This window comes from Selenomonas sputigena, assembly GCF_026015965.1.
In the GTDB taxonomy this organism is placed as follows: Bacteria; Bacillota; Negativicutes; order Selenomonadales; family Selenomonadaceae; genus Selenomonas.
The window spans coordinates 1,216,191-1,234,947 of record NZ_CP110383.1; the positions used below are offsets into that span (position 1 = coordinate 1,216,191).

At 58.5% G+C, this 18,757-nt stretch carries 19 protein-coding genes; 1 reads left to right on the plus strand and 18 read right to left on the minus strand.

The genetic code is table 11. The annotated features are described in order from the left end of the window. Positions 1–15: 15 nt before the first annotated feature. The gene (locus OL236_RS05880; RefSeq protein WP_265071688.1) at positions 16–864 is read left to right on the plus strand and encodes a deoxyribonuclease IV; all 849 of its coding nucleotides are present in this window, start codon (positions 16–18) and stop codon (positions 862–864) included. On the opposite strand, the gene OL236_RS05885 is transcribed toward OL236_RS05880, so the two are convergent. From OL236_RS05885 to OL236_RS05970, 18 genes are all read right to left on the minus strand, one after another. Beyond that, positions 845–1,984, minus strand: coding sequence for an amidohydrolase (locus tag OL236_RS05885; RefSeq protein ID WP_265071689.1), 1,140 nt, complete (start codon positions 1,982–1,984; stop codon positions 845–847). The genes OL236_RS05880 and OL236_RS05885 overlap by 20 nt on opposite strands. Positions 1,985–2,121: 137 nt before the next feature. Next, positions 2,122–2,595 carry a MazG nucleotide pyrophosphohydrolase domain-containing protein gene (locus OL236_RS05890; protein WP_265071690.1) on the minus strand — a complete coding sequence of 158 codons (474 nt, stop codon included), beginning with the start codon at positions 2,593–2,595 and terminating at the stop codon, positions 2,122–2,124. A gap of 89 nt (positions 2,596–2,684) precedes the next feature. Beyond that, positions 2,685–3,197, minus strand: a complete 513-nt coding sequence (locus OL236_RS05895) for a nitroreductase family protein (protein ID WP_265071691.1) — start codon at positions 3,195–3,197, stop codon at positions 2,685–2,687. Positions 3,198–3,289: 92 nt separating this feature from the next. Beyond that, a complete protein-coding gene (locus tag OL236_RS05900) occupies positions 3,290–4,771 on the minus strand; it encodes a protein O-GlcNAcase (protein ID WP_265071692.1) in 1,482 nt (493 codons plus the stop codon). Then, complete coding sequence (locus tag OL236_RS05905) at positions 4,768–6,372, minus strand: CTP synthase (protein ID WP_265071693.1); 1,605 nt, start codon at positions 6,370–6,372, stop codon at positions 4,768–4,770. The genes OL236_RS05900 and OL236_RS05905 overlap by 4 nt, the downstream gene beginning before the upstream one ends. A gap of 98 nt (positions 6,373–6,470) precedes the next feature. Beyond that, positions 6,471–6,812 (minus strand): DNA-directed RNA polymerase subunit delta, encoded by a 342-nt coding sequence (gene rpoE, locus OL236_RS05910; RefSeq protein WP_265071694.1) that lies wholly within the window; start codon positions 6,810–6,812, stop codon positions 6,471–6,473. A gap of 16 nt (positions 6,813–6,828) precedes the next feature. Then, entirely contained in the window at positions 6,829–8,484 is a 1,656-nt protein-coding gene (argS, locus tag OL236_RS05915) for an arginine--tRNA ligase (protein ID WP_265071695.1), read from the minus strand. Positions 8,485–8,519: 35 nt separating this feature from the next. Beyond that, positions 8,520–8,963, minus strand: coding sequence for a DUF1934 domain-containing protein (locus OL236_RS05920; RefSeq protein ID WP_265071696.1), 444 nt, complete (start codon positions 8,961–8,963; stop codon positions 8,520–8,522). A gap of 76 nt (positions 8,964–9,039) precedes the next feature. After that, a complete protein-coding gene (locus OL236_RS05925; protein ID WP_006191867.1) occupies positions 9,040–9,522 on the minus strand; it encodes a DUF697 domain-containing protein in 483 nt (160 codons plus the stop codon). Next, entirely contained in the window at positions 9,515–10,558 is a 1,044-nt protein-coding gene (locus OL236_RS05930) for a cupin domain-containing protein (RefSeq protein WP_265071697.1), read from the minus strand. The genes OL236_RS05925 and OL236_RS05930 overlap by 8 nt, the downstream gene beginning before the upstream one ends. Positions 10,559–10,618: 60 nt before the next feature. Next, positions 10,619–11,569 carry a patatin-like phospholipase family protein gene (locus tag OL236_RS05935; RefSeq protein ID WP_265071698.1) on the minus strand — a complete coding sequence of 317 codons (951 nt, stop codon included), beginning with the start codon at positions 11,567–11,569 and terminating at the stop codon, positions 10,619–10,621. Between the two features lie 15 nt (positions 11,570–11,584). Further along, positions 11,585–11,806 carry a DUF5348 domain-containing protein gene (locus OL236_RS05940; protein ID WP_265071699.1) on the minus strand — a complete coding sequence of 74 codons (222 nt, stop codon included), beginning with the start codon at positions 11,804–11,806 and terminating at the stop codon, positions 11,585–11,587. Positions 11,807–11,899: 93 nt separating this feature from the next. Then, entirely contained in the window at positions 11,900–13,606 is a 1,707-nt protein-coding gene (locus OL236_RS05945) for a proline--tRNA ligase (protein WP_265071700.1), read from the minus strand. A 93-nt stretch (positions 13,607–13,699) separates the two neighbouring features. Next, positions 13,700–14,767, minus strand: coding sequence for a flavodoxin-dependent (E)-4-hydroxy-3-methylbut-2-enyl-diphosphate synthase (ispG, locus tag OL236_RS05950; RefSeq protein ID WP_265071701.1), 1,068 nt, complete (start codon positions 14,765–14,767; stop codon positions 13,700–13,702). 30 nt (positions 14,768–14,797) lie between these two features. Further along, positions 14,798–15,835 (minus strand): RIP metalloprotease RseP, encoded by a 1,038-nt coding sequence (gene rseP / locus OL236_RS05955; protein WP_009645685.1) that lies wholly within the window; start codon positions 15,833–15,835, stop codon positions 14,798–14,800. Position 15,836: 1 nt separating this feature from the next. Beyond that, complete coding sequence (locus OL236_RS05960; RefSeq protein WP_265071702.1) at positions 15,837–16,994, minus strand: 1-deoxy-D-xylulose-5-phosphate reductoisomerase; 1,158 nt, start codon at positions 16,992–16,994, stop codon at positions 15,837–15,839. A 3-nt stretch (positions 16,995–16,997) separates the two neighbouring features. Continuing rightward, positions 16,998–17,828: a phosphatidate cytidylyltransferase gene (locus OL236_RS05965; RefSeq protein WP_265071703.1), complete on the minus strand. Its 831-nt coding sequence runs from the start codon at positions 17,826–17,828 to the stop codon at positions 16,998–17,000. Between the two features lie 30 nt (positions 17,829–17,858). After that, positions 17,859–18,635, minus strand: a complete 777-nt coding sequence (locus OL236_RS05970) for an isoprenyl transferase (RefSeq protein ID WP_265071704.1) — start codon at positions 18,633–18,635, stop codon at positions 17,859–17,861. Positions 18,636–18,757: the final 122 nt, after the last annotated feature.

Here is an 18,757-nt window from a genome sequence, read left to right on the forward strand (position 1 = left end):
AACGGAGTCCCTGCCATGCAAAAGACAAACCATACGCTTCAAATCGGCTGTCATCTCTCGTCCGCCGGTGGCTATCTCGCCATGGGAAAGGCCGCAGTGAACCTCGATGCCAACGTCTTCGCCTTCTTCACACGCAACCCGCGCGGCGGCAGGGCGAAGCCACTCGACATGGACGACGTACGCGCCTTCTGCAAATATCGCGAAGAGCACGGCATCGGCACGCTCGTCGCCCATGCACCCTATACAATGAACGCCTGCGCCGCCAAGGATACTCTACGCGCCTTCGCACGCGAGGCGATGGTAGATGACCTCGCACGTCTCGAACATATCCCGAACACGCTCTACAACTTCCACCCCGGCAGCCATGTACAGCAGGGCGCAGAAAAAGGCATCGAGCTTATCGCAGACCTTTTGAACGACGTCCTCAATCCGGCGCAGAAGACGATCGTGCTCCTGGAGACCATGGCGGGCAAGGGAACGGAGGTCGGGCGCAGCTTCGAGGAAATCGCCGCCATCATCGAGCGCGTAGACTGCAAGGAACGGCTCGGCGTCTGTCTCGACACCTGCCATGTCTGGGATGCAGGATATGACATCGCAAACGATCTCGACGGCGTACTTGAAGAATTCGACCGTGCAATCGGCCTCTCCCGCCTCCATGCCGTCCATCTCAACGACAGCCTCAACGTCCGTGCTGCCCGCAAGGATCGCCATGCACGCATCGGCGAGGGAGAAATCGGGCTCGAAGCCCTGACGCGCGTCATCCGTCACCCGAAGATTCGCCATCTGCCTTTCATCTTGGAAACACCGAACGACGATGCAGGATATGCAAGAGAGATTGCCCTGCTCAGGGAGCGCTCTGAATAAGCGCCCCTTGCACAAGTTCCGCTAGATAATGCGCCGTCGGCGCGAGCGCAGCGGGGTCTACGCGAAAGCTCGGATTGTGGATGGCAGCGGACAATCCCGTTCCAACCAGCACGAAACAGCCTGGCACGTTCTCCTGATAGAAGGCAAAATCCTCGCCGCCCAAAGATTTCGGAGCAGGCACAATCTGCAAATCGCACGCCTCTGCCACCCGCTTGGAAAACGATGTCCAGAAGGCATCGTTCGCCGTCGCCGGCGGCCCTTCGTACCAATCCGTCACCACCTCAGCGCCATGCGCCTGTGCCAGACCTTCAGCCAAAGCACAGACGCGCTTACGAATCAAGGCGCGTTCTTCTCCATCCATGCTGCGCGTCGTTCCTTCGACGAGCGCTTCTTCAGGGATGACGTTCCACGTATTGCCCGCGGCGACATGCGTGACGCTCACAAGCCCTGCCGAAAACGGATGAAGGTTGCGCGCGACGACGGTCTGCACCGCTTGGATGAATCCCGCCGCCAAAGGAATCGGATCGATGCCGCGCTGCGGATGCGCGGCATGCGTCCCCTTGCCGATGAAGCGAAATACGAAGCGGTCGACTGCCGCCGTGACAGCACCTTCCGATATGCCAACCGTGCCAACCGTCAAAAGGGGCGACGCGTGAAGTCCGAAAATTGCCTGTACATCGCGCAGGGCTCCTGCCTCCATGAGTACCTTAGCCCCGCCCGGCGCCTCCTCTGCTGGCTGGAAGAACAGGCGCACGCGCCCCTTCAGCTCCATCTCGCGCTTTTTGAGCAGAAGCGCCGCACCGAGAACGGATGCTGTATGAAAATCATGCCCGCAGGCGTGCATGCGTCCCTCATTCTCCGAGCGGTACGGCAAATCCGTCTGCTCTTCGATGGGCAGGGCGTCGATATCGGCACGCAAGGCAACGACAGGCTCACCCTCGCCCACTTCCGCAACAATTCCTGTCGAAAGCGGCAATTTGAGAATGCGTATGCCCGCACGTTCCAAGGAGGCGCGGATACGCTTCGTCGTTTCCACTTCTTCATAAGAAAGCTCCGGATGGCGGTGAAACCACTGAAATTCTTCCTCGATATATACTTCGATGTTTTCGATAGCTGACATAATGTTTTGCCTCTCTAATTCATATATGTTTAGTATATTATCTGACATTATATAGCGGAGCTGTCATATTGTCAACAACGGTTTCACTACGGGAAGTACGGATAAAGTTCAGCCGCCCATCTTCACACACCTGCCCCCTACTGCAATTTCTTGCGCTCCTTCGCCTTCTGCAAAAGCTGCACGGCTTCCGCAAAGGCGCCGGGTAGGTAGTCCTCTTCCCACTCTCGACCGCACTTCTCCCACGCCTTGATTTCCTTCCATTCCGTCAGCGGCTTGCCTGACGCATCCTTGACCGGTTTGCCGAACACGTGCGGATGGCGGCGCACCATCTTCTCTGCGGCAGCCTTTGCCACATCCTCCAACGTGAACAGTCCCTCTTCTTCGGCAAGCTGCGCATGAAAGATCACTTGCAGCAGAAGGTCTCCAAGCTCCTCACGCAGGTTTTCCGCCCTTCCCGTCTCCTTCAGGATATTGATGCCGCAGAGCACCTCGACTGCTTCCTCTATGCAGCCTGGCTTGATGCTCTCATGCGTCTGCTTCCGATCCCATGGGCAGCCATGTTCGGAGCGCAGCGTACGCACAATATCCTGCAATCGCTCAACGTATGTCATAAGTCCTCCTCGTATCTATCAAAATCCGTCTCTCTCCTCATGAGCAAAACCCCGCCGCACCATATGTGCAGCGGGGCAAAAGCGATCCCTCAAAGCCGATCGGCAAGCTTCTCTACACCCACACGCTCGGCATGACGCGGCGAGGGCGCAGCATCCTCGGCAGGATAGCCGACAGGGAAGATCGCCACAAGCTCATAATCCGCCATCTCGGGGAAAAACTCCTTGAGCTTCGGCGCATCGAAATGCGCTACCCACGTCGTCCCAAGTCCCAAGTCTTCAATCGCCAGCATCATATGTGTCGCCGCAATGCTCGCATCGACATCGGCGAAGTTTTTCTTGTCAAAGGGACGTACCCAAGCATCATCCGCCTTGCTGCCCACAACAAAGGCGACGGGTGCGCCGAAGATGAAGGATGTCGTCTGTGAAACCTTCTCCATCGCCTCAGCGCTCTCAAGAAGCCAGATATGAAGCGGCTGATTGTTGTGGGCGGTCGGCGCTAGATTCCCCGCCTCCAAAATCTTTTGCAGCTTCTCCTCCTCCACGGGCTGCGCCGAAAGCTTGCGGCAAGAATAGCGCTTTTTCGCCAAATCAAGAAACGACATAAAGAACTCCTCCTCTACGAAAAATGCACATCCATACATCTTTGATATATTCTAGCATAACCTTCCAAGAGGTCAAGGCGCAGACCGATCGGCTAATTTCCCCTCCGTCCTCCGCCAACCTCTTGCATTTCATGCCACGCCTTCGCCCTCGCGAGAAAATCTGCGAGCACCTGCTCGGAGAGACGCGGTTCTTCCTTTTTTTGCCACTCTGTTGGAACATCCTTGATTTTTTGATAAAGCGCCGTCTCGTGCGCAAAGCGTCCTTCGCGCCGCGCTTTCACCATCGCGAGGGACGTTTCCGCCGACTCCGCATATTGAGCGAAGAGCTGGAGCTGCGGCAGGCATTCGGCAAGAGTTTCCGGTGGAAGCTTCTCCTTCAACTGCTTGGCAGCACGCTTCAGGCGACGAAATTCCTTTGCGAGAGCTTCCGCTTCCTTGTCGGCCCTTTCCCCACGCTCCACCTTTTGCCAGAAAGCTTCCATCTGCTCTTTCAGCAAAGGCGCATCGAGTGCGCCCGTATGTGCCCAATCCTTTTCCATGCGGCGCGAATGAAGCGCGAAAAGTTCCATCGCTCCCGCCAAGCCGCCGTATTGCTCACGGATGGCGGTATACCAAGCTCTTTCCGCATCATACGAGGCGGGCGAAGAGAGCCACTCTGCGCCCGTAGCCAAGGCGATGCGCGAAAGATAGGGTTTTTCCATCGGATTCATCAAGAAGACGGGCGCACGCTCCGCCACAGTTTCATCCAATCCCTGTATGGGGCCAAGCGCGAGTTTGCCCGGCAAGTAATCCGTCACTGGATAGTTCCACCAGATGCCGAGCGTCCGCCCATAAAGGCGCTCAGCCTCCGTCATATCTTCGGCGCTTATGCCTTCGGGCACGACGCCTTCTCCTGTGAACAGAACGACGATATCGTCATCGAGCTGCGCGGCAAATTCACGCGTGTAGGGCTTCGCCACGCCAGCAGTCTCCATATCTTGCAGAAAATATTCCGTCGGCACGACAAACAGTGGCTTTTCCGTGAGGTGACGGGCTAAAAGCTCCTCATTCAGGCGGTTCACGAAAAGTGCCTGCGCCCTGCCGTCCTTGTGCTCAATATCGTCGAAGAATATGGCGAAGCGCTCTACGCCCATCTCATGAACAGATTCCAGCTTTCGCAGCATAGTCTTTTCATCCGCCTCGCCCGCCCAACCCGAAAAGCGCTGGTCAAGTCCCGGCGATACAGCGAAGACCAACTCCACGCCCGAAGTCCGCGCCTCGGCGGCAAGGCGCTTCAGCGCGAGCATCTCCTGCGACGGATACGGCTCACGCCACTTCTCGCGATGGTACGGATCGTCCTTCGGCGCGTAGACGTAGAGATTCATGCCGTGTTCGCCCAAGAAGTGCAGCATCATGCGCCGCTCGGCTTCCGTCCACGGTCTGCCGTAAAAGCCCTCGACGACGCCGCTCTCCGGCCTTAGACCTTGTGCTATCCAAGTATTTGCGCCCTGCGTCGAAGCGGAAGCAGCATTCTCCGAAAAAACGGCGGCGCTGCAGAAAAGCGCCGCCAAGAGCAATGTCAGGAAGATTCTCATTTCACTTCAAGAGCCGCCTTCACGAAATCACGGAACAGCGGATGCGGATGGTTCGGACGCGATTTCAGCTCGGGATGGAACTGCGAGCCGACGAACCACGGATGGTTCTTGACCTCGACGATCTCGACAAGGCTGTCGTCGGGCAGCGTTCCCGCAACGGCAAGCCCCGCCCCCTCAAGCTCGGTACGAAAATCGTTGTTGAACTCGTAGCGGTGGCGATGGCGCTCGCTGATTTCTTCCTCCGCGTAAGCGGCAAGGCTCTTCGAGCCTTCCCGAAGCTTGCACGGGTAAGCCCCCAAGCGCATTGTCCCACCCTTGTCCTCGACGTCCTTCTGCGAGAGCATGAGGTCGATGACGGGATGCTTCGTCTCGTGATTGAATTCCGTCGAATGAGCGTCTGTCATGCCGCAGACGTGACGCGCAAACTCGATGACGGCGCACTGCATGCCGAGGCACAGTCCGAGGAACGGAATCGCGTTCTCACGCGCGTACTGCACGGCGCGAATCTTGCCCTCGACGCCGCGGTCGCCGAAGCCGCCCGGCACGAGTATTCCCTTGCACCCTGCAAAGACCTCGCTGAGCTCGACGTCCGCCGCCTCGATCGCCTCCGAATTGACCCATGCGATCTTGACGTCCGTATCGTTCGCGATGCCCGCATGGTGCAGCGCCTCCGTCACCGACATGTAGGCGTCGGGCAGATCCACATACTTGCCGACGATGGCGACCTTGACTTTCTTCGCGGGATGCTTGATCTTGAAGACCATCTTCTCCCACTCTTCCATGTTCGCAGGGCTGTAATCCATGTGGAGCTTTTCGAGCACAATCTTGTCGAGGCCTTCCTTCGCCATCATCAGAGGAACCTCGTAAATCGTCGGCGCCGTGAGGTTTTCAATGACGGCGCTCTTGTCCACATCGCAGAAGAGAGCAAGCTTTTCCTTCATATCGCTCGAAATCTCTTTTTCCGCGCGGCAGACAAGGATGTCGGGCTGAATGCCGATGCCGCGAAGTTCCTTGACGCTGTGCTGCGTCGGCTTCGTCTTCAGTTCGCCTGCCGCCGCAATGTACGGCACGAGCGTCACATGGATGTAGAGCACATCGTAGCGTCCAACCTCTTTCTTGACTTGGCGGATCGCTTCGAGAAACGGCAGGCTCTCGATATCGCCTACCGTGCCGCCTATTTCCGTGATGACGACGTCGGCGCCGTCAGCGGCCGCAACATCATAGACGCGCTGCTTGATCTCATTCGTGATGTGCGGGATGACCTGCACCGTCTTGCCCAGATAGTCGCCACGCCGCTCCTTCGTCAGCACGTTGTTGTAAACCTTGCCCGCCGTGATATTGGAGTTTTTCGTGAGGTTGATATCGATGAAGCGCTCATAGTGTCCGAGATCGAGATCCGTCTCCGCGCCATCGTCCGTAACGAACACCTCACCATGCTGGTATGGACTCATCGTGCCGGGGTCGATGTTGATATATGGATCGAACTTCTGGATCGTGACCTTGATGCCGCGATTCTTCAAGAGCCGCCCCAAGGAAGCAGCCGTTATGCCCTTGCCGAGGGACGAAACGACGCCGCCCGTAACGAAAATATACTTTGCCATTTTTTCCTCCTGCCCTGTTTCCGGCATATCCTGCGAAAAAGATCGACTTCACCTGCAGTCTCGGCCAAATGCTCTGCCAAGCTGCATCCACAAAAGCCTTATTCCTCCTGTATGCCCTCCAAGAGCTTTTCGCGGCGGCGCGACGTCTTGGGACTGGAAGAAGCGCCCGCGCGCGAGGCATGCGTGCGCTTCACCTCAGGCGGATTCCACTCCGTCAGTCCCCATTTCCCCTCTCCCTCATAGTGGAAACGACTGTCCATGTTGATCAGCGTGTAGACCTCCGAAATCGCATGAGAAAGCGACTGCACAGGTTTTCGCTTCTTGTCGATGACCTCCATGACGAGATCCTTGTAGTACATCGCTTCGTTCTTTTCACTCAAAATGTCATGCGCCACATCCGTCTCCGAGCGCTTCGCGTAATCCGTATTTTCCAAAATCATGACCTCCTGCTTCCTGTCACATCTTCTCCGGCGCGGAAATGCCGAGAATCCCCAGAGCATGGCGCAGAACATTCCTCGCGACCGCCACAAGCGCCAAGCGTGCGCCCGAGAGCGCAGGCTCCACGCCTACGATGCGGCACTTGTTGTAAAAGCTGTGGAACAGCCCCGCCGTATCGTAAGCGAAACGCGCGATGCGGTGCGGCGCACGTTCTCTCGCTGCACGCTCGATCTCTTCCGCATATTCCTCGATCTTCTTGATCAAGGCGATTTCCGTCTCATCGACGAGCCGCGAAAACTCGGGTGCGTCGCCCGTCTCGATTCCAGCGTCGGCCGCCTGGCGGAAGATGCTCGAAATGCGTGCGTGCGCATACTGGATATAGTAGACGGGATTCTCGTTGGAATGCGACTTCGCAAGGTCGAGATCGAAGTCGAGCTGACTGTCCAGTGAGCGCATGAGGAAGAAGTAGCGCGCTGCGTCCGTACCGACCTCCTCGATGAGCTCTTCGAGCGTCACGCTCTCGCCCGTGCGCTTCGACATCTTCACGAGTTCGCCGCCGCGATACAGGCTGACCATCTGCAGGAGGAGCACTTCCAACTGCTCGGGCGCATAGCCAAGTGCCGCGAGCGCCGCCTTGACGCGGCAGACATAGCCGTGATGGTCTGCCCCCCAGATGTTGATGAGATGGCCGAAGCCGCGCTCCAACTTGTTCCGATGGTAGGCGATATCCGCTGCAAGGTATGTCGGCACGCCGTTGTCACGTATGACGACGCGATCCTTGTCGTCACCGTAATCCGTCGAGCGCAGCCACAGGGCACCGTCCTTGTCGTAGACCTTTCCCTTCTCCTTGAGCGTCTGACAAGCGTCGCGCACGGCCTCGGGATGGAGCGTGCGCTCGCTGAACCATTCGTCGAACGTCACGTTGAACGCGGCGAGATCCTCCTTCAGCTGTGCAAGCTTTTCCTTCAAAGCGAATTCCTTGAAGGCGGCGAGGCGCTGTTCCTCGCTCAGCGAGAGATACTTCTCGCCATCCGCTTCCACGATGCGCTTCGCCGTGTCAACGATATCTGCGCCGTGGTAGCCGTTTTCAGGAAAGACCGTCTCCTTGCCCAGCAGTTCCAAGTAGCGCGCGTTGACCGATGCCGCGAGGTTGTCGATCTGATTGCCCGCGTCATTGATGTAGTATTCGCTGTGAACGGGATAGCCTGCCGCTCGCAGAAGATTGACGAGTGCGCTGCCGACCGCTGCGCCGCGTCCGTGCCCGACGTGCAGCAGGCCTGTCGGATTCGCGCTCACATATTCGACCATGATGCGCGCCGTATCTTTCTGCGGCAGATTGAAACACGCCTCGCCCCCTTCGTATAGATGACGAAGCAGATCATAGAGCACATTGCCCTTGAGATAGAAATTGATGAAGCCCGGCCCTGCGATCTCCGCATGATCGAGCCAGTCACCCTCGATGCGCGACACAAGCTCCTCGGCAATCTTCTTCGGATTCATGCGAAAGACGCGCGCCGACTGCATAGCGAAGTTCGTTGCAAAATCACCAAACTTTTTGTCCGGCGGCACTTCGAGCAGGATGTCGGCAAGTTCTCCTGCCGGAAACACGCCGTCGGCAATCGCCTTTTGCGCCGCCTGCCGAATGGCTGCGCTCAACTGTTCCTTGATGTCCAAAAAAATCCTCCTAATCTTCTCCGTGAAAAGGCGTCTCAGTTCAGCTTCTGCAGTTCCGACACATCCGCCTCAACCTCGATGTGCAGTTCGTTCGCCGACTGCCATTCGCCGTTGATGTGCATGTCGTAGGAGACATCGATCCGACCTGAAACGGAACCGTAGGCGATGTCGAGACGCTGCGTCGCAACGCAGAGGTCGAGATCGCCGAAGGGCGTGCGGTAGCGGCTGCGGCTCTCGCTCTGCGGTGAGAAGCGCTGCTTCTGCTCGACGGCGCCGCGCCGCGTCAGCGTCAGGGAATCTGCCGCGACCTTAAGCATCGTCGAGGCGGGCGCGCCTTCGGCAAGGGATGTGTCCTCATAGATGATGTAGTGCTTGCCGTTGCGAAAGTAATGTTCGCCCATGGCCGTCATCTCTATGCGGCTGACATCGCCTGCCGCATCCTTCTGCTCTCCCGTGACTTTTACGATCACCCTGTTCACGCTGTCTCTCCTCTTCCCGTCGATTCTTAAATCCAAGTATAAAGGCTACCATGTCTGCCAGATTTTTTCCATAAGACTAAGGAAGTACTTTCGCCTCCGCATCGATTGTGACCGCATTCTCACGCGCCAAGCGTGCAAGCTCGTAGCAGTCCTCGATATACTGGCGTGCGAACCAGCGCATCATGCCATACCCAGCGGCCGCTGCGATTCCCTGTCCGATGAAAGGCACATACTTCGCCGTCGTCTTGCCGAGGTAGCGCTTGCCGAAGCTTTTCAAAACGATCATCACGCCCTCCTTCGTCGCGAAGTCAAACACCTTCTTGACGAGCGGTACGAGGACATCGTAGTGGCGCAGCTTGCTCTCGGCTTCCTTGGACAACCCGAAACGTGCGCGCATATCCGCCATCATGCGCAGGCAGAGTCCCGCATCAACGCCGATGTCGAGTCCAGGAATCGGATTGACCGCATTCGCCGCACCTAGCACGGCATACCGCTTGACACTCTTATGGCAGCCTTCGCGGATCTCTTCCAAAGTTTCCATGCGCACCATTTCAGCCATGAATATCGCCTCCCGCCTGTGCCGTCTCCTGCGTCCGAGCCGCTCCCCATGGCGCATCGGTGTAGCGCTCGATCGCTTCCTTCGCCTGCGGATACCTTGCCAAAAGCTCCTCACGCTGCCAGACGCGGATTCCCGCCGTCTCCAAGGCAGGAATCGTCATGCAGCTGATGAAGCTGTAGCCCGCAGAGTCAACATTCTCCGCTGCGAAGATCTGTCCCTTGGGAATCAGAACCATCGGCATAGCCGCGCCGCCCACGCCAAGCTCGAAGGTGCGCACCGTGCCGTCGGCGCCGAGCACCGTCAGCCTCATGCCGCAGCCTTCATGAAAGTACCATACTTCATCGCAGTCAAAGGACTGGAAGCGCAGGTTTTCCGAGCCGGCGAGCAGGAAGTAACTGCTGCCCGCCGCCGGGCGGCTGATGGCTTCCGCCGTCCACGTCGGCGACGTGTAGACCCAGCTGTAGGCACCGCTTCGCGGATTGCCCGAGAGTCGGAACTTCTGCATGATTTCCTGCACGCGTGCTGGCGCATTCGGAACTGCCGTCGTCTTTGCTGCCTGAACCTCGGGCGGCGTCATCTGTACGACCGCGCTTTCCTGCTGCATCTGCTGCGCAGGCTGCACCTGCTGCATCGCTGCGCCTCCATCGGACGTCACCGCCGCCTGCGCTGCATCAGACTTTTCATTTGCTGTCGGTGACTCAGCAGGACGCTCCGCTTGAGCTGCGCCCGCATTTGCCGCTGGCGTAACATCCGCCTTGCCAGCGGCCGCACTCGCATCCGGCGTCGCTTGCGCTGCAGCCGGATCCGGCGTCACCGTCCCATGCACAGCACTGACCGTCGCGCCTGCAGCCAAGGCGGCTTCCCACGCCGCCTCATCCATCGCCGTCCCCGCAGTATTCGTCTTGCCGTCCGCACCTTGGGCAGCGGACGAAGCCGGCGGCTTCGACTGAGCCGCCGCATCAACCGTCTGCACCGTCGGCGACATCCCTGCCAAGATTCCCGTCAGAAGCCAGACCGCAGCCTTTTCATACCGCATGCGCCTCCACCTTTCACACAAATTCAAAAGAAAAGCGGCAGCAGAAAAGCGCCGCCCGCCTCATTTTTCCGTCAAAAGTTCCATGATCTCACTGCGCTTTCGCTCGGCTTCGCGATCCTCCGTCCGCTTCGCCTGCTTGAGGAAGTCCCCTTCTTTCGCCTTGACCTCCTTGATCTTATCACCGATGGGGCAGCTTACGACGCCCTCCTTCATGAGCTTCTGAATCAAGTCGACCATATCGCCGTAGCCTTCCTTCATGCGCTTTTCGACAGCGAGGCGTGTGAAATCGACGCAGCCCGGGCGATCGGAGAAATCGGGGCGCGGAAAAAGCTCGTAAATCTTCGCATCGGGATAAAGGTTCTTCTGCACAGTGCTCCTCTGTGACAGGTGCAGCACGAAGATCAACCGCACGCCCGCCTCGTAGACGGGCAGGAGCGGCGAGAGATCCGTGAAGCTTCCCTCCCAGAGCACGACGCCGTTGGAAAAACGCAGCTGCGAGTAGAGGATCGGCAAAGCATTCGCCGCAGTCAGAAGAACCTTGCGCATCTTCTCCGGATAGCGCAGGATATCGTAGTAAGAAGGCTCGACCGTCGGAAACTTCGTTGCTCCGATAAAGATGTGCTCGATGCTTTCACGCACCTTGGAAAGATCCAGATGCTCTTCCAAGAACGCAGCGAAACTCTTTTCATCGAAAAGACCATGCCCGAAAAGTGCGAGAAACTGCTCGAACGATACGCCGGAAAGCCCGCTCGTCACGATGATGTCGTAGATTTCCTTGAGCTTCGTGATCGGCACGTTGGAAATCTTGAGCTTCGCGGCATTCTGCCACATGTCTTCCGCCTTCTCGTAGCCGTCGCTCGCGAACATCATGGCGTTCAGTGCACCGAAAGACGTTCCGGAGACGACGCTGACGGAAGACTCAAGCTCGTAGCTGCGCAACGCCTTCCATGCGCCCATCTGATAAGCGCTGTTGCCGTTGCCGCCGGCGAACACTATGCCCATCTTCTCCATGCTCATCGCCTCCGGCTACTTCTTCTCAAAACGCGCCTGGCAGCCGATACCGTCGCCATAGCCGACGCCGACGAGAACCGGCTCGCCGTTCTTCGCCTCCACCTTCACCTTTTTCCATGCGTCGTTGACGAGGACCTCGATCTCATCGCCCAATGCCAGCGACTGCAGATGTTCATCGCCATCCTCGAAGTAACGTATGGCGTAATGATCCTTCTTCCAGAGGATTTCTCCTTCCATGATGTTCCCTCTCCCTTCTCAGCAGTCTCCCATGTCAAAGAAGCACTGATAAATTCAGTCGCCCATCTTCACACATCTGCGCTTCCTAAAAATTCAAAGATCTTTCAAAAGCTCCTGCACCTTCGCCAAGCACTCCGCCTTCGTGCAGTCGAAGCTCTCGCCCGAGCGGCGCACCTTCAGCTCGATCTTTCCCTCTTCCAAGGCTTTCGGTCCGATCGTGATGCGCAGCGGATAGCCGATGAGGTCGGCGTCTTTGAACTTCACGCCCGCGCGATCCTTGCGATCATCGAGAATCGCGTCGACACCTGCGGCCAGAAGCGTCTCATACACCTCTTCAGCAAGCGCCAGCTGCTCGGACGCCTTCGCATTGACGGGAACGACCACGACCTCGTAGGGCGCAATGGCACGCGGCCAGATGATGCCGTGCTCGTCATTGTGCTGCTCGATGGCCGCCGCCATCGTTCTGCCGACGCCAATGCCGTAGCAGCCCATGAAGAGCGCCTTCTCCTTGCCGTTCTCATCGAGGAAGGTCGCGCCGAGCGCCTCGCTGTACTTCGTGCCGAGCTTGAAGACCTGTCCCGCCTCGATGCCTCTCGTGATCTCAACGGGCGCACCGCAGTGCGGGCAAGGATCGCCCGCCGTCATCAAGCGGATATCTGTGGTGAGGACATCCGTGAAATCGCGCACGGGATTCACGCCCGTATAATGCACGTCGACCTCGTTCGCACCCGCAACGGCATTCTTTATCTTCATGACCGTGCTGTCGACGACGATCTTCGTGCCCTTCTTGATGCCGATGGGACTCATGAAGCCCGCGACGCCGCCCGCTGCCGAAATCGCCGCCTCATCCGCCATGCGCAGTTCAAGCGCCCCCACGGCATTCTGCAGCTTCACATCGTTGACTTCATGGTCGCCGCGCACGAAAGCGAGCACGAGGGCGTCATTTTCATCCTGAAAGGCGACCGCCTTGATCGTCTTTTCGAGCGGCACGCGCAGGAAATCGGCAACAAGCTCGATGGTCTTGCAGGCAGGCGTCTCGACCTTCTTCAAAGGCTGCGCCTCTTCTTCGGATGCGTCGATAGGAAGAAGCTCCGCCTTTTCCACGTTCGCCGCGTAGTCGCACGCCGTGCAGCACGCAATTTCTGACTCGCCGGCGGCAGCGAGCACCGTGAACTCATGCGTGTGATTGCCGCCGATCGCACCCGCGTCCGCCTCGACGGGACGGAACTTCAGGCCACAGCGCGTGAAGATGTTTGTATAGGCGTCGTACATTTTCTTGTAGGACACATCGGCTCCCGCCTCGTCCTTGTCGAAGGAATAGAGATCCTTCATGATGAACTCGCGGCTGCGCATGAGTCCGAAGCGCGGACGAATCTCGTCGCGATACTTGTTTTGAATCTGGTACAGAAGGAGCGGCAGCTGTTTGTAGGAGCGCACCTCATCGCGCACGAGCGTCGTGATCATCTCCTCGTGCGTCGGGCCGAGGCAGAATTCACGGCCATGGCAGTCCTTCAGGCGGAACATCTCCTGTCCGAATACGCTCCAACGCCCCGACTCCTGCCAGATCTCCGCCGGCTGCATGATCGGCATGCACAGTTCCTGCCCGCCCGCCGCATCCATCTCCTCGCGGATGATCTGCTCGATCTTTTTGATCGTGCGCCACGCCAGAGGCAGATACGTATAGACGCCGCCCGCCGCCTTGCGGATCATTCCCGCACGCAGCATGAGACGATGACTCGTGATCTCAGCGTCGGAAGGCACCTCGCGCAACGTCGGCGCGTATAACTTCGATGTAAGCAATGAAAACTTCCTCCTCTTAGGGCGTGCGCTTCGTTCGCTGCATTCCCCATCTATGAAAGCACTTTGCCGCTCAAGGCAAGCGGACGCTTTTATTCAAACCTGCTCTTCCTCCAAGATACTGTCTATCTCGCGGAACAGTTCTTCAACCAGCTCTTCTTCCTTGACTCGCCGCACGACCTCGCCCTTTCTGAAGACGAGGCCGACGCCCTTGCCGCCCGCGATGCCGACATCGGCGCCGCGCGCTTCGCCCGGGCCGTTGACGACGCAGCCCATGACGGCGACCTGGATGGGACGCGCGATGCCGCTGAGCCTTTCCTCCACACGCTCGGCAATCGAAGGAAGGTCGATGGCCGTTCTGCCGCACGTCGGACAGGAAATCAGCGTCGGGCCATAATCCCTGAGCCCCAGGGACTTTAAAATCTCTCGCGCGACGCGCACCTCGACTATCGGATCGCCCGTCAAAGATACGCGCAGGGTGTCGCCGATGCCTTCAGCGAGAAGTGCACCGATGCCGACTGCCGATTTGATGATGCCCGAGCGTACGGTGCCCGCCTCCGTGATGCCGAGATGCAACGGATAGTCGCATCTCTCACTCATCAGGCGATATGCCGCGAGCGTCAATGGTACGTCATGCGCCTTGAGCGAAATTTTCATATCATGAAAATCCTGCTCCTCCAACAGGCGCACATGCTCCAATGCGGATTCTACGAGAGCTTCCGCCGTGACGCCACCGTACTTTGCCAGAAGACGCTTGTCCAACGAACCCGCATTGACGCCGATGCGGATCGGTATGCCGCGCGCCTTTGCCGCCTCAGCGACGCGGCGCACGTTCTCCGCTCCGCCGATATTGCCGGGATTGAGTCGGAGCGCATCAATGCCCTGCTCGATGGCCTGAAGCGCCAAGCGATAGTCAAAATGGATGTCGGCGACGAGCGGCACCTTCGTCTGCGCCTTGATCTTTCCGATGTTCGCTGCCGCTTCCTTGTCGGGCACGGCAAGGCGCACGATGTCGCAGCCTGCAGCCGCGAGCGCCTCGATCTGGCGAACCGTCGCCTGTGCGTCCTGCGTCTTCGTATTCGTCATGGACTGCACGGAGACAGGAGCCCCGCCGCCGATGGCGACAGCGCCGATATGAATCTGCCGCGTGATCTTCCTCTGCATGGTCTACCCTTCTTTTTTCAACAAAAAATATCAACCGCCAACGAAGATGCGCATGATGTCATTCTTCGTCGCGTAGAGCATCAAGAGCACGAGAAGCGATACACCAAACATCTGCGCGTAGTGCATCGCCTTCGCTGAAAGGGGCTTGCCGCGCACGGCCTCGACGACGAGCGTCAGGAAGTGACCGCCGTCGAGCGCCGGAATCGGGAACAAGTTGATGATCGCGAGATTGAGGCTCAAGAGAGCCGTGAGACTCAAAAGCGGCACGACGCCGATCTGCGCCGCCTCGCCTGCGATCTGCGCGACACCGATGGGCCCCGCGAGATCGGCCTGCTGTGCGCCTGTGACCATCTGCCCGAGCATCGAGAGCATCATCATGAGCGTCGTGCCCGTGCGCGTGACGGCAAGCTCAGCGGCTTCGAAGAAGCCCGGCATGCGCGTCGTGACGGACGAACTGACGCCGATGAGCGAGCGCTTCTCCTGCGCGTTGTAAGCAGGAATGACGCTCACCGTCTGATGCTCGCCTGCGCGTTCGTACTCGACGTGCAGGACCTTGCCGTCCGCGTCCTTAATGAGGCTCGTAATGTCCTGCCACGAGTTCACGGGCGCACCCTCGATGGCGACGATGCGATCGCCCGCAAGGAGTCCCGCATTGGCAGCAGGATGCCCCGGTACCACCGTGCCGAGCACAGGCTCGCTCGAAGGCGTAGAAACGCCGGCGAAAAAGAAAATGCCGAAGAAAAGGAAGATCGGCAGGATGAGATTCATGAAAGAGCCGGCAAGGATGACGATCATGCGCGCGGGAATCGACTTCGCGCAATAGCCGCGCTCACCCGCCGTATTGTTCGCGGCATCCATGCCCGCGATATCGTTGAAGCCGCCCAGCGGAAGCGCACGCAGGGAGTATTCCGTCTCGCCGTGCGTGTACTTGACGATCCTCGGCCCGAAGCCAATCGCGAAACGATCGACGCGCATATCCGTGAGCTTCGCCGCCACGAAATGCCCGACCTCATGCACGAGGACAAGGATGCCGAAGACGAAAATGGATGCTAGAAGCGTTACGACCATCTCAACCCCCTATTTCCTGCAGGAAGCCCTGCGCCACGCGCCGCGCCTCGCCATCGGCGGCGAAGAGATCGTCCAGCGTCGGCGCCTTCTGCACGGCGCACTTCTCCATCGTGCGCTCGATGATCGCATAGATGTCGAGGAAGTGGATTCTCCCCGCCAGGAATGCCGCGACGGCCACCTCGTTCGCTGCGTTCATGATGCACGGCATCGTGCCGCCCGCACGCCCCGCCTCGTAGGCGAGAGGAAGTCCGCGAAACGTCGCTGTGTCGGGCTTTTCAAAAGAAAGATGCGCGAGCTTGGAAAAGTCCAACCGCTCAAAAGTCGAAGACTGACGCTTCGGATACGTCAGCGCGTACTGGATCGGCAGGCGCATGTCGGCCGGTCCGATCTGTGCTATGACGGCGCCGTCCTTGAAGCCAACCATCGAATGGATGATGCTCTCAGGATGGACGACGACCTCGATCGCATCGTATGGCGCATCGTAGAGCCAATGCGCCTCGATGACCTCAAGCCCCTTATTGACGAGCGTAGCAGAGTCGATCGTGATTTTCTGCCCCATCTGCCACGTCGGGTGCGCAAGGCACTCCTCGACCGTCGCCTTCTTGAGCGCGTCCTGCGTCTTTCCTCGGAAGGGGCCGCCCGAAGCCGTGAGGATGATGCGCTCGACGCATCTTGCCTCCTCGCCCTGCAGGCACTGAAAGAGCGCCGAGTGCTCGCTGTCGACGGGCAGGATCGCCGCGCCCATCTCACGCGCCTTCGCCATGACGAGTTCGCCCGCGACGACGAGCGTCTCCTTGTTCGCGAGCGCGATATCCTTCCTCGCTTCGAGCGCCTTCATCGTCGGTGCAAGCCCCGCAAACCCCATCATGCTCGTGACGACGATGTCCGCCGCCGGATATGCCGCCGCCTCGATGAAGGCGTCGCGACCACCTTCGATGCGCGTCTTGCCGCCGTACCGCGCCTGGAGCCTCGCCGCCGCCGCCTCATCGGCAAGCACGGCAAGCTCAGGGGAGAGCGCTTCGATCTGCTTCTCCAACAATTCGTCGCTAGCGTTCGCCGCGAGCACGGAAACAGTAAAAAGCTCCGGATGTGCAAGCGCCACATCAACCGTCTGGCGTCCAATCGAACCCGTAGAACCCAAAATTGCAATATTCTTCATACATCAAACTCCTGCCAAGCCGAAGACCTGAATAAAATAATAGACGAAAGGCGCTGTGAACATCACGCTGTCAAAACGGTCGAGGACGCCGCCGTGCCCCGGGATGAGACGCCCCGAATCCTTGACGCCCGCATAGCGCTTGATGACGGATTCGGCGAGATCGCCGACCGTTGCCACGAGCGCGAGAAGCACACCGAGCAGCGCCATCAACGGCACGGAAAAGCCAAGAGCACAGCCGAGCGCCGCGACGACTGCCGTCGTGCCGACAAGGCCGCCAAGAAATCCTTCGACCGTCTTCTTCGGACTGATTGCGGGGCACAGTTTACGCCTGCCGAAGAACGAGCCGGCGAAGTAAGCGAACGTGTCGCTCGACCATGTGCCGAGGAACATGATCCAAAGGAACGCGCAGCCAAGCGTCATATCGCCGGCGGGCGTTGCGAGAACGACATCCTGCGCCAGGAAGCGCAGCAGGATCAGATGCGCGAAAGAAAAGCCGACATAGACGATCCCCGCGATGGAAAAGCAAGCCTGATCGACGGCAAAAGCCTCATGGCGAAAGACAGCCTCGGCAAAAACGAGGAGCACAGCAAACGTCGCGATTGCGACGAGCCACGCGCTTCCCCACAGCCAGGCGGCAGTGCCGAAGAGCGAGATGGCGACGAAGCCGACGAGCCTCGCGAGCGGCATTCCCAGATGGTCGAACGCCGACGCATACTCATGCCATGCGGCAAACGAAAGCGCGATGGCAAAAACGGCATAGAGCCAGCCTCCCTGCATAATGACGAAGGCTGCGAGCGCTATGCCGACAACGCCCGTGATAATCCTTGTAAGCAAATCAAGCACCTCTTTGTTGGAGCAATCTTTTTATTTCCCCTTAATTCCGCCAAAGCGCCGCTCGCGGCTCGCGTAGTCGCGAAGTGCCTCCATGAAGCATTCAGGCTTGAAATCCGGCCAATTCGTCTCCGTGAACCAGAACTCCGCATACGCCGCCTGCCACAACAGGAAATTGCTCAGGCGCATGTCGCCGCTCGTGCGGATGACAAGGTCAACGGGCGGCAATTCCTTCGTATCGAGCGACGCCTGAAAAAGCTCTGGCGTGATTTCCTCCGGCGAAAGCTCTCCCGCCTGTACCTTCTCAGCCAGCCCCTGCACGACGCGGCAAATCTCGTCCTGCCCGCCGTAGTTGACAGCGACGCAGAAGTGCACGCCCGTATTGTTCTTCATCAGTTCTTCGGCATGACGCACGCGCCGAATCAGCTCGGGCGTCAATTCATCGACGCGTCCGATGAAGCGGATGCGCACATTTTTCTCGTGCATCTCTCTTTCTTCCTTATCGAGATACTCAGAAAAGAGCCGCATGAGGAAGTCGACCTCGTCATGCGGCCTCTTCCAGTTTTCCGTGGAAAACGCATAGACCGTCAGAACTTCCAGCTTCAAATCGATCGCCGTATCCAAGATATCATGCAGCGTATCTACGCCCGCGCGATGACCGACTGTGCGCAAGAATCCCTGTCCCTTCGCCCAACGTCCGTTGCCGTCCATGATGACGGCAACATGGCGCGGCAGGCGCGAGCGCTCGATATCGACAGGAGTCACTTCATTCTTCTTTGTTGCGGACTTGCCAAAAATCTTCTTCCACATATACGCTCCCCTTACCAGTCATGGGTTCTCATCATGTCCACATTTTTATTACAGAGATCTCACGAAATCATTATAGCATGGAATCATTATAGCATGGAAAAAGAAGCATATCCATAGTATAT